The sequence below is a fragment of the Streptomyces sp. NPDC037410 genome, assembly GCF_055602235.1.
The window spans coordinates 47,266-62,312 of the sequence record NZ_JBVJWR010000011.1 but is presented as its reverse complement, the minus strand read 5'-3'; the positions used below and the strand labels follow the sequence as shown (position 1 = coordinate 62,312).

Below are 15,047 nucleotides of genomic sequence, written 5' to 3'. Positions count from 1 at the left end.
GACGCGACGGATAGGCGTGCCGCCGGCGCCCCCCCCTCCCCCCCCCCCCCCCCCCCCCCCCCCCCCCCCCCCCCCCCCCCCCCCCCCCCCCCCCCGCGTCAGTTTTGTCGCCAACCGCTATCTCAACTGCAAGGTTCCTGAGAAGTGGCGGTTTCGCCGCCAGACCAGCCTCAGCTGCACGAACCGTACGGTGCTGCGCCGCCGGTATGCGCCGGGAGGCTGCGGACGTTGCCGTCGCCGACGAGCCGTCTGAGCAGTCCTTTCGATTTTAATTGGTGGTGACGTGCCCTGGGCGGCGCTATGGTGCTGCTCATCTGCTCCCGAACAGGGGACGGTGTTGGTTCGTTGAGAAGAAGCAGGAGGTGAGGACATTGATGACTGTCACGGTGACGGGCTCTGCCCGCATTCAGGAGTTCATCGTTCCCACCCCTGTGGTCTCCGGCTGACACCCACTCGATCCGCGCGCTCGGAGCGCGCCGCCGGGGCCACCCTTCGAAGGGTCCCCCTTGTTCAACGCTCCGCTCCACCCGTCTTCCTCTTCCGCTGTCCAGCACCAGCACCTGCTCGACGCGCACGGCTGGGACTCCGGCTGGGCCGTCGGCTTCGCGCCCTACGCCGCCCAGGGACTGATCCCGGGGCGGGTCGTCCGCGTCGACCGCGGTCAGTGTGACGTCGCCACCGCCGAGGGCGTCATCCGTGCCGACACGGCGTTCGTGACCCCGCACGACCCGCTGCGGGTCGTCTGCACGGGCGACTGGGCCGCCGTCGACCCCGAGGGCGCGGACCCCCGCTACGTGCGCGCGTGCCTGCCGCGCCGTACGGCCTTCGCGCGGTCCACCTCCTCCAAGCGGTCCGAGGGCCAGATCCTCGCGGCCAACGTCGACCACGCCGTCATCACGGTCTCCCTCGCCGTCGAGCTCGACCTCGGCCGGATCGAACGCTTCCTCGCCCTGGCCTGGGAGTCCGGTACGAACATGCAGCGGAGAGAGATTTCCTCAGAGCGCAACCCAGGCTCGTGCGGACCTCACCTTGTGCGGGCGGGAAGCCGAGATCGAGGCCGGTGACGGTGAAGGACCGCACCGCGCGGGCCTCGTGTCGGCCGTGCCCTGTCTAGCGGTCAAGGCTTGCGGCCACTTCCCCAACGAGCAGGCCGCGTTGAAGAGCGTCTACATTGCGATCATGTCGTTCGACCCCACCAGCAAGGGCCAGGCCCGCTGGACCCTGAACTGGAAGACCGCTCTGAACGCCTTCGATATCACCTTCGATGGCCGTCTCTCCGCAGTCCGCCAATACCCCCACCACCCCGGCTACACCGTTCGCTTGGCAGACCGTCGACCACTCTGCCATTGGGTAAAATTTTCGGGTTGTCAGCCTCGCAGCTTCGAGGTGCGGCGTGCTGCCTTACGGGCCTGCAGGCTTGCCACACGCTCAGGGCTGGAGTTGTACCAGAACGAGTACGTGACCAGCGCGAGCGTTGGGATCGTGAAATAGACAGGGAACGTCCAGCTTCCCGTCTTTATCTTGTGATGCAGAGCGAGCGCGAAGCTGCCGATAACCGGAACGGAGTAGAACCTCAACGCCAGCACGAATTTCGAGGACATGAGGCGGCATTCTACGGAGAGTGCTGTGCCGAGGGAAGTCCCGGGAAGGAATGATTCGAATCATTGCCTGATGGAAGAGTATTGCACAATTGGGGCGCTTTGGTATATTCTCGGTGGCTGCGTTGGCTTCGCTTCTCACGTTACAGAGAACGGATCGCTGATTGCGGTGGGTGGTACGTGGTTGCGCACCATCCACCGCTGCCCGGTCAGTCGAGCTGGGTGATTCCCGGCAACTCACCCGTGGCCGCAGCGTTCGCTGCGGGTAGAGCGGTTGCGTAGATCCGTATGTCGCTCACAGCGCCGTTGGCGTACTCGGCGTATACAGTGCCGGCTACCTTGCGGCCTATCTGCACCGCATTGTCTGCGTTCCAATCGACACCTGTGTACGCTTGCGTCCCGGCGAGACGGCCGTCCACGTACACCAGCATCTCGTTCGCTGCGGCGTCAAAGACGCCGACCAGATGAGTCCAACGCCCAGCCACAACCGGAGCTCCGGACCCGTAAGCGGCGGAGAATGAGGAGGTTGCGGTGCCGTCGGTGTGGCGACCGAAGGCCCACGCCTTCGCGCCGGAGGAGTAGTAGAGCTGGAATCCGCTCACGTTCCCGACGGAGCCCGATTGGGAAACGAAGGTGGAGTTGCTGGTCAGCGATCCGAGTTTGACCCAGGCCGAGACGGTGAAGCTGCCGGCGGTATTCACGGCCGGGCCGGTGGTGGCGGCGTACCCGGTAGTCCCGGAGAGTTGGAGCACCTTCCCGCGCGTGGTGTCGTTCGTCCACGCGTACGCGCCGGCCAAGGTGGCGTTGAGGTTTCCCGGGTCATCGGCTGCGGTGGCGCCCGTGCCCTCGTTGAGGCGCCAGCCGTGGGTGGCGGTATTGCCCACCGCACCCAGCGAGGCGGGAGCGGCGAATGCAGCGACTGTGCCCTGAGGAGCGGTGCCCGGGTACTCCAGGAGCTGACCGGAGTTGTCGACCGCGTACATTTCTGGGTGACCGTCCGGGCCGCCAACAGTGCTGTTGAGGTCTCCTGGGGACATCACCGCTGGATACTTCGCCTCTGGAAGGGTGAGGCCCAGTGGTGTCGCCAGGTTCTTGTCCCACCCGTCGACAGCCCCTGTGGTCCAGTTCTGTGGTGCTCCCCCGTTGCAGGTGAAGATCTGTAGTTGGGTTTCGGCAGTGGTGCTGCCATTCGGGTCATCCAGGCACTTGCCGGATTGCCGATTGACCAGGCTGCCGGAGGGCCCGGCGGTCCACTGCTGGGAGCCGAGGCCGTGACAGGTCCACACCTGGACCTTGGTTCCGTTTGCCGATCCACCGCCATACACGTCGAGGCAGAGATTGCCGCCACCGGGCACGGCCAGGGCGGATGTGAACGTGGTACGCACCGGGGCGTGGAGCAGCGCGGGAGTCAGTGTGTTGAAATCCACGGTGATCGGAAAGGTGAGAACTGCGCCGCTGGTGTCGTCGCGGGCCCACAGGACGCGGGATCCGCCGGTGACGCTGCCGGTGACGTTGCCCTTCTCGTCGACGCTCTTGGTGAGTGTGCCTCCTACCGTTCCTGGTCCGATCAGGGTGTATCCGGACCAGTCGCCGTCGCCGAGCAGCAAGGGGTGCGCGAGTTGCTGCCCACTGTCGATCTGGTAAATCCAAAGCTTCTTGTCCTCGACGGTGATCACCGCCGGGAAGTTGGTGGTGTTGCCGTACAGGTTGCCGGGGATAACGAGCTGTTCGATGTTCCACGCGGTCTTGTCGTATCCGGCACTACGGCAGCGTGTGTCGTCCGCGTAATCCTCCTTTAGCTCGCAGTCTTTTTTGGGTACAGGGGTGGAACGGCCGCCCATGAAGCCGCCGTAGGTGGAGTACTTCGTGCCCGGCCAGCCGCTGCCATCGGCCGGGTCGAGGTCATTTCTGACGATGTACAGCTGGTGGCTCTGCTTGTTGTAGGCGAGCAGGTCGTCCACGTTGGCGCTGTGGAGGTTGCCGCGGTGGGCAATGAGGTAGTTGTTCCATCCCGTGCCGTCTGGGGATTGGGCGGGAGTCGAGACCGTGACCGGGCCCCTGGCCGGCGTGGTGGGCGCGGTTTGCGGGTCGGTCTGCGCCGGCGCCAGGGGCTGTGCCGAGTCTGTGTTGCCGGGCAGCAGGACCAGGTCGCCGGTGCGGGTGGTGGCCAGGAGGTCGGGGATGCCGTCGCCGCCGATGTCACCGGGTGTGATCTTGGTGTCGGGATTCCACGGGACCGTGTATGTGTAACTGGTCGGAGCTTGCGAGAGGTTTCCTGCGTTGTCAACAGCGGCCACGTAGAGGGTGTGCACTCCCCAGGCTGTCATGTGGATCTCGAACGTCGCGGTCGAGGTTCCGGTGGCGTCAGGGTTGCCGGCCGGTACAGAAGTACCAACCTGCGCGGTCGGTTGACTGTCCAGCCGCCAGACGAAGTGGTCGATGCCACTGCTCAGGCAGGCGCTAGGGGCGCAGGTGTCGGCAGGTGCCGTGTCGGTGGCGGAGACGCTGAAAGTGGTTTTGTTTTTTTCGGGGTCAGGTCCAGCGTAGATCACCGGATTGCCAGCGCCTTCGCCGACGGGCGGGAAGGAGGGGTTGACAGCGATGTCCGGAGTTTTGGGTGGGGTGAAGTCCGTCCGGAACCAGCAATGCGCTGAGACGGGGGAGGGCAGGTGGGCTGCCGAGTTGGTCTTGGCGTAGACGTCCCAGCCGTACTCGTGGCCGTCCTTGAGGGTGACCCCTATGGGGACATCGGCGTCGGTACCTGATGCCACGTATGGGCTGGTGGGTGATGCGACGGTAGCGAAGTTGCCGTCGACCAGAACGGTACGGTCCCAGACGTCGTAGATCGCGTTGGCGAGTTCGCCCTGGATCTGGGTCGCGACGGTGGCGTGCAGTTGGAGGTTGCTTCCTGCGGCTGAGTAGGTGGTGGCTCCTACCCAGCCGATTCCGCTGGTGACGCAGGGCCCGGAGGCCCCGGTGGCGGAGGGGGTGGTGTACAGGTTGCCGGGTGTTTTCGGCGGAATGTCGAAGGTTGTGATCAGAGTGATCACGGTGGAAAGCCGTAGGTAGTTGTCGTTGGCGCTGGACAGCGTCTCGTCGCCGTAGAGCCCGACCGTCCACCAGTCCGCGCCCGAGTCGGCGATCTTCTGCGCCTGGGCCGTCACGGTGAAGCTGGCAGTGTGGTTGCTGCAGCTGCTGCCGGGGTTGGCTGCGCTGGGGATGGTGGTTCGCACGGCCGCGTAGGTGCCGTCCTGGGCAGCCGGCTTGCTGTTCCAGTCGGTGGTCGCGTTGATCGCGCCTGTCGTGTGCAGGGTGATGGGCTGGTCTTTGGAGCAGTCCCAGCTCGCGGCGTACGTCGACGGGACGGACATGATGGCCTTGGAGACCATCATCTCGGGTGCGAGACCGGTGGTGTTGATGGCGTAGTACGAGCGTTCCAGACCCACGCCGCAGGCTCCGCCCCAGCGCTGGTAGCCCACGCCTTCACCGTTGCTCTGAGGCTTGTCGTACTGGGGACTGTTGGCGCACTGCGAGCTGGAGTAGACCTCGGTGTAGTGGCCGGAAGTGCTCGAGACCGGGTTGGTGTACGGGTCGATGTAGACCGGGTACACGGTGTTCGGGTCGGCGAGTACGGCCGGGTCCGGGTGCAGCGTGACGGCGGACGACGAGGCAGTCATGGGCACCAGGTCGACCAGGGCGCCCACACCGGGACCCTCGACCGAGGAGACCGCCTCAGGTGTGGTGGCAGGATCGCCCCCGTCGGTTTGGAGAGCCTGGTCGGCACTCGAAGCGGTTAGGCTCGGTGCGGCCGTGGCAGCGGTCGTGGAGACGGTCCCCTCGCTAGGCGACGCGGAGTCCCACATGATGGGGCGAGGTGATACGTAGTCCAGGGACCCGTCTGCAGTCTTCGCCTCCATGCCGCCGGAATCGGTGGGGGTGAGTTCAAGGCCCTGGGTTGCGGCCCCGAGTCGCAGCTCCTTCACGCGGGGATCGGTGGCCGCCGCAGCGTCGTGGACGATCAGGACATCGCTGAATCCGCCTTGGTCCGTAACAGACACTGACAAGTCAACGCCGGGCAGGACCTCGCGATAGAACGCAGTGTCGCCGGAAATTGTCGGAGTCGGCAGCGGGAACGGCGTGGCCAGGGCCAGCGTGGCGCCATCCTCGTGGCTCAGGCGGACCATCGGCCCGGTGCCGCCTCCGGAGAGCGCAACTCCATGGGGGGTTGCCTTCGGCGACCACGTGCCGTCGTCATTCTGACGCAATGTGGCATCGACCGGTACCCAAGCACCGTCCTTGCGGACTCGGACGGGCATGAGGTTCGTGGTGCTTGTGAATGAGCCGTCCGCGTTGGCCACGATTGCAGTGGTCTCGGTGGTGAGCGCATCGACCGGCACCTCCTGGCCCGTAGCCATGGCCTCTTGCTGCGCGCTGAGCATGCTGCTGCCGGCCGTGGGTTCCGGGTCCTGGGCCCACACGGGCGCGGCCGGTGCCGAGAGGGCTGCAGCGATCAGCGCGCAGAGAAGCTTTTGAGGCGGACTCAGACGCTTCCGGTTGTTGGATATCTGGATGGGTTGGTAATGCGTGAGTCAAGTTCCTCGCAAGGGTGAGTGAGTGGAAGAATGGATTCCCCCATGTGTGGCTGAGGTGGCACCACAATGCGCCAGTCTCCAGGGGGAGCGATTTGTGAAAGCAATAGGCCGTTCGTCCTCCGCAAAGCGGGACATAGTGCACCGTTGCGCTCGCCTCGCTTTGGTCGAACTGGCGGGCGAGTCACGGTATTGATTAAGCCCCAACAACATCAATAGCCTCCCGTTGATCATGCACATGGTGTGGTCGTGAGCTGCGGCATCCTGATCGGGCTGCCGGATGTGCGGGGGAGCCAGGTGGCAAGTCGACGTCGAAGGTTTGTAGGCAAGAGACTCCGGCTTTGGGGTGGAAGGCCGCTTCTGGGCATAGCACTTCTCACCACTCTGGCTCTGATTCTGCCGCTGTCGTCCGCTCAGGGGCTCACGCTCAGGCTGCCGGGAGGCGGTGACAGGGACGACTGGGAGGGCCGTGGGGGGCAGGCCGGGCACTACACCTTCAAGGGGCAGGTCTGGAACCCGAAGCCGGTGCCCTTGATTGCCGGAGTGACCGGACATGAACTGTCGAAAGGCCCGACGCCGGGACGCCCAAGTGGCTACCGGCCGTTGAAGCCCTACCAGGCTCCTCGGCCTTCCTGGCCGAAGGCCGGCTCCGTAACAGTTCAGCTCGGTGCCGGCATGGCGCCAAGTAACGGCGCCAAGTCGACTGAGAGCGCAAAAAGGTCCGGGAACGGTCTCATCAAGGCGGGTTCCCTGCCCGTCTGGGTGGCACCCAGCAGAGCTGGGAAGGCCTCCGCGTCTGGTAAGCGCCCCGCATCGCCAGACGGTGTCCGTGTCCGAGTAGCCCCGCACGAGCGAGTCCTCGAAGCCGGCGTCAACGGCATGCTGCTCGCAGTGGCCCCCTCCAAGTCGACGGAAGCATCTGGCGAGGTCCAGGTCGTCATCGACTACAGCACCCTTGCCAAGGCGTACGGCGGCGGATACGGCTCTCGCCTCCAGCTCGTCCAGATGCCTGCCTGTGCTCTTACGACTCCACAGCTGACCCAGTGCCGCACCCGCACCGCGGTCCCGTTCACCAATAGGGCCACGGCAGACCAGCTCACCACCACCATCAGGCTCGATGCGGCCGCCACTGAGGGCGCCGGCACGACGTCGATGACCGCGGCTTCCGCCCAGGCGTCCGAGGGCACAGCCCTTGCGGTGACTTCTGGCAGTGGCGGCTCGCAGGGTGACTACGCAGCCACCTCCCTTAACCCCTCGGGCAGTTGGCAGGCCAGCGGAACCGGATCCTTCACCTACTCGTATCCGATCTCGGTCCCTGCCGGTCTGGGCGGCAACGCGCCCTCCGTAGCACTTTCATACAACTCCCAGGCCGTGGACGGCGAGACCTCGGCCCGCAACTCCCAGTCCTCCTGGATCGGCGACGGCTGGAGCTACGACCCCGGCTTCGTCGAGCGCACCTACCGAGGCTGCGGCAGCCTCCGCGACGGCAACGGCGACAAGATCCTCAAGGGCTCCGCCGACAACTGCTGGACCGGCGCCAACGCCCAGATCTCCTTCGGCCCGCACTCCGGAGTCCTCGTACCGGACACCAAGGATCCGGACGTCCCCGGGCTTCTGCGCCAGTGGAAGCTGGGTGGCGACGACGGCACCATCGTCCAGGAGCTCTCCGGCGCCGCCAACGGTCTTCAGGACGGCACGTACTTCCGTGTCCTGACCACCGACGGCTCGGCCGCTTACTTCGGCTCGAACCATGCGCCCGCAGGCGTGGGCACCGCAGCGGTCCCGCAGTCCGGCACCCCCACGGACGACAGCACCGACTCAGCCTGGGGCGAGCCGGTCTTCCACCCGCAATCGGGTGACCCGTGCTACGACTCGGCCAAGGGCAAGACATCTCGGTGTGCCAAGCCCGAGGGCTGGCGTTGGAACCTCGACTTCGTCGTCTCGCCCAACGGCCTCATCCAGCGATACGACTACTCCACGGAATCCAACTACTACAGCCTCGGCGGAGGTCAGGCAGCCGACGGCGACTTCGGCACGCTGACTTCCTATATCCGGGGAGGCACGCTCACCTCGATTTCGTACGGCTACACGCTCGACGACGCTCTGGCCAAGCGCACCCCCTCGGCCCAGGTTCTCTTCAATTCCAAGCAGCGCTGCCAGCCGACGGATACTTTCACGGACTGCTCCGCCGGAAACCTGAAGGACGAGACGTCTCCGCACTGGCCCGACACGCCATGGGACCTGCACTGCGACTCCACGGACACCACGACGATTCCGGACGGTGCTACGACCGTTCCCAAGGACGTGTGCGTGATCGCGGGTCCGACGTTCTGGTCGACCACCCGTCTGGACAGCATCACCACCCGGGTCCACGTCAAGGACGGCACGACTGACCAGCTGTTGCCGGTCGACTCCTACCAGCTCGGGCACGTTTTTTCCGACGCGGGCGGAACTGCCGACCCGGTCACCGGAACCTCCGTAGACCCGGAGCACTCCGGCTTCCTCCAGGCGGTCATGTGGCTCCAGACGGTCCAGCACACGGGTAAAGACACCTACGGGAACGGCAACAGTGACATCACCTTGAACAAGGTGGCGTTCACGGGTACGGAGATCGACAACCGCGTCAACGACGTGATGCCGTCAGCCCCGCCGCTGTATCACCCCCGCATCTCGAGCATCCAGACGGAGACCGGCGAGTCGATCGCCGTCGACTACAACCTCGCTCCCTGTGCGGGCAAGACGCTGTCCTTCGCCGCTGCGGACTCGAACACCAACTCCTGCTACCCGGTGCCCTGGACCGTTCCGGGCGCCTCGAAGCCGATCGAGGACTGGTTCAACAAGATCACGGTCCGCCAGGTCACCACCTCGGATCTGACGATCGCGTCGACGTACAAGCCGAACGGCACGGCGGCCCCAGCCGGTTCCGCGGCCCGCGTGGCTACCTACAGCTATGCGGGCGCTGCATGGCACCGCGACGATTCGGCCTTCACGGACGACCAGTACCGCACCTGGAACCAGTTCAGAGGCTTCCGCACGGTGACGGTCCAGACCGGCCGGGCCCCCGAGCCCGTCACGCAGACGGTCTCCACATACCTCCAGGGCATGGACGGCGACTACAAGGCTGACGGCACCCGCCGCTCAGTGACCTTGGACGCCAAGGTCGGCGGTGTGGTCGTCCAGACCGTCACCGACGCCGACCAGTTGGCGGGTACCGAGCTCCAGAAGGACATCTACACGGCGGCCGGCGGCTCGATCGCGTCCACGAGCGTGAACGGTCCGTTCACCTCCACCGACACCGCGACCGTTCCCCAGACCGCGTGGAGCGGCTGGGAGCAGACGGAACACCCGGGCGAGACCAAGCCGGCCCTGTCCGCCTTGCCCCCGCTCGTGGCCCGGCGGATGCAGAGCATCCAGAGCCACGGCTACGCGAAGCTCGCGGACGGGACCTGGCGGCACACGCGTACGGACACCACGTACGACGACCAGGGGCGGGTCTCCAGCACGGATGCGCACGGTGACGTGAGCGATCCGAGCCAGGAGAAGTGCTCGACGACGGTGTACGCGAGCGCCCCGTCCACCAATCCCCAGATGCTCTCGTACCCGGCCCAGGTCACCGTGGTCAAGGGGCCCTGCGGCACGGCCGTGGATGCCTCGAACCTGCTGTCCGACCGGAAGATCTACTACAAGGGCGACGGCACCCTCACGGGACTCGGGACGTTTGGCCAGGTTTCGGCCACGGCCGCGGTCACGGGCACGCAGATGGCCACCGGCTTCACTGGCACCACCGAGAACTGGCAGACAACGGCCGCCATGAAGTACGACGGCATCGGCCGGATCACCGACGCCCTCGACGCGACCGGACAGAACACCCACACCGACTTCACCCCGGCGTGGAGCGACGCCGGTAACATCACCAACCCCACCACGGTCAAGACCACCAACAGTCAGAACTGGGTGGTCAGTTCTACGCACTCCCCGCTGCGCGGGCTGGAGACCCAGCACGTCGACGTGAACGGGCGCAAGACCGACGTCACGTACGACGCTCTGGGCCGACGCACCGCTGTGTGGCTACCCGGCCGTGACAAGGGAGCCGGCCAGAGCGCCGACCGCACCTTCAGCTACTCGGTGAACCCGGGCGCCGTCGCGGCCCCTGGTGGCACGGTCACCCAGCCCGGCGCGCCGACCTCGGTGACTACCAAGACCCTGCGCGAGGACGGCACGTACGCCACCAGCATCTCGATTTACGACGGCATGCTCCAGCCGCGTCAGTCGCAGAGCATGCCGCAGGGCGACAACAACACCGGCCGGATCGTGGCCGACACGTTCTACGATTCGCACGGCTGGCCGATCACCTCGTACGCCCCCTACTACGAGCCGACCAGCGGACCCTCCAGCACGCTCTTCGCGGCCAACGAGAACCAGATCCCGGCCGAGAACACCACGACCTACGACGGCCAGGGCCGGTTCATCAGGTCGACCCTGTGGCACCAGGCCATCGAGCAGTGGCACACCTCGACCACCTATCCCGGCGCCGACGAGACGGACAGCGTCCCCTCCGCGGGCGGGCGGTCCACGGCGGCCTTCACCAACGGGCTGGGACAAACAGTCCGCAGCGTGGTCAAGAACACCGGCACGACGGTGATCCTCCGCAGCGGAGACATCATTCCCTCGGGTACCTCGATCGCCTCGAACACCGTGCGCCTGGTCATGCAGGCGGACGGCAACCTGGTGCTGAGCGGTCTGGCCACCGGCAAGACGATCTGGTCCAGCGGCACCGCGGGCAACCCCGGCGCCTACGCCAAGTTTGGCAGCGACGGCAACCTCGCGGTGTACACCACGTCCAACGTCTCGAAGTGGACGACGGGCCTGGTGGCCACGACCGGCTCCACCTTCCGGGTGCGTGCCGACTCCACAGTGGTCGTGGTAGCCAGCGACAGCAGCACCGTGCTGTGGAAGCAGGGCACGGTCAACGCTGTCCCGGCGGCCAACGCGACGACGAACTACACGTACACGCCGGGCGGCCAGGTCGCCACGGTCAAGGACAACGCGGGCAACACCTGGTCCAACACGTACAACTTCCTGGGCCAGAAGGTCTCGCAGACCGACCCCAACACCGGTACCGGAACATTCGACAAGTACGACCTCGCCGGCAACCTGCTCCAGACCACCGACCCGCGCGGCCAGGTGCTGTCCTTCACCTACGACTGGAACAACCGGCGCACCGGCGAGTACTCCGGTGCGTGGCAGGCGACCCCGGACCCGGCCAAGCAGCAGTCGAGCTGGGCGTACGACACCCTGGCTAAGGGCTACCCGACTTCCTCGACCCGCTACGTGGGCGGTGCATCCGGCAAGGCGTACACCAAGGCCGTCACCGGCTACAACACGGCATACCAGCCGACGGGCAACACCCTGACCATCCCCGCGGCGGAGGGCTTCGCAGCCGCGGGGCAGTCCGCCGCACCCGCGAGCGGCACCGTCACATACACGATGGCCGCCGACTACACACCCACGCTCGGCCTGCTGTCCACCACCCACTACCAGGCCGACGGCAACCTGCCGAGGGAAGACGTCGACTACGGATACACCCAACAGGGCAACCTGGACACCTTCGGCGGATACATCAACGCGGCCAACACCCCCGCCTACCTCTCCACGAGCGTCCACGACGCATTCGGCCGCGTCCAGCAGACCAACTACGGTCCTGGTGGCAAGCAGCTGGCCACCTTCGCTCAGTACGACGGCACGACCGGCAGGGTCCTGCAGACCAGCAGCATGGCGCAGACCTCAACCACCGCTCTCGATGTCGTGAATTACCGCTACAACCAGGCCGGCGAGATCACCGCGATCGACGACCTGCAGAACAACACCACGCACGACACGCAGTGCTTCACCTACGACTCCTTCCAGCGCCTGACCCAGGCCTGGACGGACACCGCGGGGATCACCTCGCCATCGGCGGCGCCGGTGGGCGCAGTTGGCGGCTGCAATACCGCCAAGGTCCAGACCACCAGCTCCGGCCAGATCAAGACCACCACGGTCGGCGGCCCGGCGGCGTACTGGCAGACGTACACCTTCGACCAACTCGGTGACCGCACCGGCATGGTCAACCACGACCCGGGCGGCAACGCGCTCGCCGACACCACCCAGTCCATCGCGTACACCGGCGCCGACGGCACCGCGGCCGCCAACCTGCCCAACCAGGCGGGTACCACGGTCAACAACAACCCCGCCACCGGGGCTGCCACCTGGACGAACGGCTTCGCCGACCCGGCGTACGGCAACAAGAACGCCGGCAACACCGTCAGCCGGAAGGTCTCCACGACCGGCCCGCTGACCACCGGCTTCACCCTCACCGGCGGCGGCAAGCTCTGCATCGAGGCCGCGGGCGGCGCCACCGCCCCCGGCACCAAGGTCCAGGTCAACGCCTGCTCGGGCACCAGCACGGCGCAGAAGTGGACCGTCGGCACGGACGGCACCGTCAAGGTGCTCGGCATGTGCCTGGACACAGTGGCCAACGCGACCGCCGCGGGCACCCTCGTGGTGATCGACACCTGCAGTGCGGACGCCACACAGAAGTGGAAGGCAACCACCACCGGCACCCTGGTCAATGCGGCCAACAGCGCGGTCTGCCTGACCGACCCGGCCGCCAGCGCCACCACGGGCACCCAGCTCAAGCTGGACGCCTGCGGCAGCGCCGGCCAGGTGTGGACCACCTCCACCACCGGCGCCGTCCCGGCCGGCCAGACACAGACGCTCACGTACGACGCCGAGGGCCGGACGGCCGCGGTCACCACTCCGACCGGAACCACCAGCAACACCAGCAAGTACCTGTACGACGCCGACGGCCAGCTACTCATCCAGACCAGCACGGCCGGCAGCACCGACAAGGCTCGCATCCTGTACCTCTTCGGCGGCGCCGAGCAGATCACCCTGAACGTCGCGGCCAAGACCTGGACCGGCCTGCGCCACTACTCGGGCCCCGACGGCACCGACATCACACGCAGCAGCTCGGGCAGCGTGACCTACCAGGTCGCCAACGCGCAGGGCACATCAACGACAGCCGTCGACGCAGGCACTCTGCTGGCAACCCGGCGGTACTACGACCCGTACGGCAACGCCCGAGGCCCGAAGCCCACATCATGGGTGTCCCCGGACGAGAACCGCGGATTCCTCGGCCAACCGCTGGACACCTCCACGGGCCTAAACCTGCTCGGTGTCCGCAACTACGACTCCGCCACGGGCCGGTTCCTGAGCCCGGACCCGGTCTTCCAGGCCGGCGACCCCAACCAGATGGGCGGCTACACCTACGCGGCCGACAACCCCGCCAGCGGCAGCGACCCCAGCGGCTTGGACGCCTGGTACACCGACCCGAGCATGAACAAGTGCGTGATCGACTGCGGGGCGTCGACCACGACCACAGCAACCACGACGACGACAACCACAACCACAACCTCGTCCGGTGGCGGAGGTGACGACGACTCTGGGTGGGGCTGGGACGATATCGGCGACATCGTTGAGGATGTCGTGGCCGTCGTTGTCGTGGTCGTCGTTGTGGTCGTCCTTGTTAGCGCTGTAGTTGCCTGCACCGACGGGAGCCTGGGCTTCCTCATGCCAGCATGTGCTGAGGAGGCCGGTGTTGCTTTCGTAGGCACCTGCAGCTATTTCTTTGGCGACTGCGGGCCAGGACCGGAAATCACTTCCCCCAGGGCCGAATTTAGGCGCAATGGTGCCAAGGCTTCGGCGGAGGCTGACATAGCGGGCCCCAAGGGCGCAGCCACAGCGGGCGGCGCGGCCAAGGCCGCTACCGAGGAGGCGGCGGGCGCTAACGCAGCGGCCTCCAAGAGGGGCAGCACTCCCCAGGATGCGGCCGAGTCCACGTCGAGCGCGGCCTCAACTCCAGATGCTCCCGCGACCGGTGCTTCCGGAACGTCCAACCCACAGCGTGGTTCACACGGTTACCGATACGGCGATGCCAAAACCGGCACCCGGGGTCCCCGAGCGGGTTCCATGCCCAACGTGGAGCGTGAGCAGGCATCCGGCAACTGGACCCTCGAACAGCGCCTCGGCGATGCTGCCGCTCTCCGCGACAGCGAGGCAGGGAAGGCCACGGGCGCGGCCAAGGCGGGAACCTGGACGGCCGCGGTTCACCGTGAGACCGGCGAGATCGCTACGAGCTGCTCCGGCCACGGCAGCTGCGCGGAGATCAACATTCTGGAGGTCACCAACTGGGACCCGAACCTTGTAGTTTTCACCCGTGCCATGCGGGTGGAGAACCTCAAGGACGGCATGGGTAAAATCTGGCAGGAGAAGGCCATCTGCGATGTGTGCGAGGTCCTGCTGCCTGAGTCGAGTAAGCTCGAAGGCGCATTGCGGAAGGAACGGCCTTGGCCCCCTGGGTAATCGAAATCGACCGGATCGACTGGGATGCGTACGAATGCCGGTGCGGTGAGCGCGGCCATGTCGGCCAGGACCTGCGTCGGATCATCTCCGCCCGGTCCGCCGCCGAGATGGGCGGGGTGACGCTGGACGGGCATGTCGAAGATCAGGCGATGCTCGCCCCGGTCGCCGCCCCGGCGGCGGGCGTCATCATGGCCGCGCTCCAGGAGGAGCTGTCGGCCGACACCCGCGACGAGCTGATGCTCACGCTGTGGCGTGTCGTGCTCGGCGAGGCAGACGAGAGCGTGAAGACGGAGGTCTACGACCGGGTCCGCGACGGCATCTGGACTCTCTACCAGGAAGCCACCCGCGGCGACACCGAGGCCGCGCTCGACATCCTTGAGTACGTCGAACACGACAGCGCACGCCTGGAGCACTTCCGCAGGGCTGTCGCGCCCCGTCTGGCCAAGCGCACCCGCTAACG

General features: G+C 66.5%; 4 protein-coding genes and 2 pseudogenes. 4 read left to right on the top strand and 2 right to left on the bottom strand.

Translation table 11 applies throughout. The features are described 5' to 3' along the window. Positions 1-560: 560 nt before the first annotated feature. Both rsgA and ACZ7HT_RS19730 read left to right on the top strand, forming a co-directional pair. Positions 561-968: pseudogene (gene rsgA, locus ACZ7HT_RS19735) on the top strand (GTPase RsgA); the annotation flags it as partial. A 145-nt stretch (positions 969-1,113) separates the two neighbouring features. After that, positions 1,114-1,290 (top strand): annotated as a pseudogene (locus tag ACZ7HT_RS19730) (IS256 family transposase); the annotation flags it as partial. Between the two features lie 77 nt (positions 1,291-1,367). On the opposite strand, the gene ACZ7HT_RS19725 reads toward ACZ7HT_RS19730, so the two are convergent. Next, complete coding sequence (locus ACZ7HT_RS19725; RefSeq protein WP_471167734.1) at positions 1,368-1,601, bottom strand: hypothetical protein; 234 nt, start codon at positions 1,599-1,601, stop codon at positions 1,368-1,370. A 206-nt stretch (positions 1,602-1,807) separates the two neighbouring features. Beyond that, positions 1,808-6,037, bottom strand: coding sequence for a LamG-like jellyroll fold domain-containing protein (locus ACZ7HT_RS19720; RefSeq protein ID WP_471167245.1), 4,230 nt, complete (start codon positions 6,035-6,037; stop codon positions 1,808-1,810). A 1,029-nt stretch (positions 6,038-7,066) separates the two neighbouring features. Between ACZ7HT_RS19720 and ACZ7HT_RS19715 the strand changes: the two genes are divergently transcribed. Together ACZ7HT_RS19715 and ACZ7HT_RS19710 are read left to right on the top strand one after the other, a co-directional pair. Then, positions 7,067-14,587, top strand: a complete 7,521-nt coding sequence (locus tag ACZ7HT_RS19715; protein WP_471167242.1) for a ricin-type beta-trefoil lectin domain protein — start codon at positions 7,067-7,069, stop codon at positions 14,585-14,587. Next, on the top strand, positions 14,572-15,045 hold the full coding sequence (locus tag ACZ7HT_RS19710) for a hypothetical protein (RefSeq protein ID WP_471167239.1): 474 nt from the start codon (positions 14,572-14,574) through the stop codon (positions 15,043-15,045). The genes ACZ7HT_RS19715 and ACZ7HT_RS19710 overlap by 16 nt, the downstream gene beginning before the upstream one ends. Positions 15,046-15,047 lie beyond the last annotated feature (2 nt).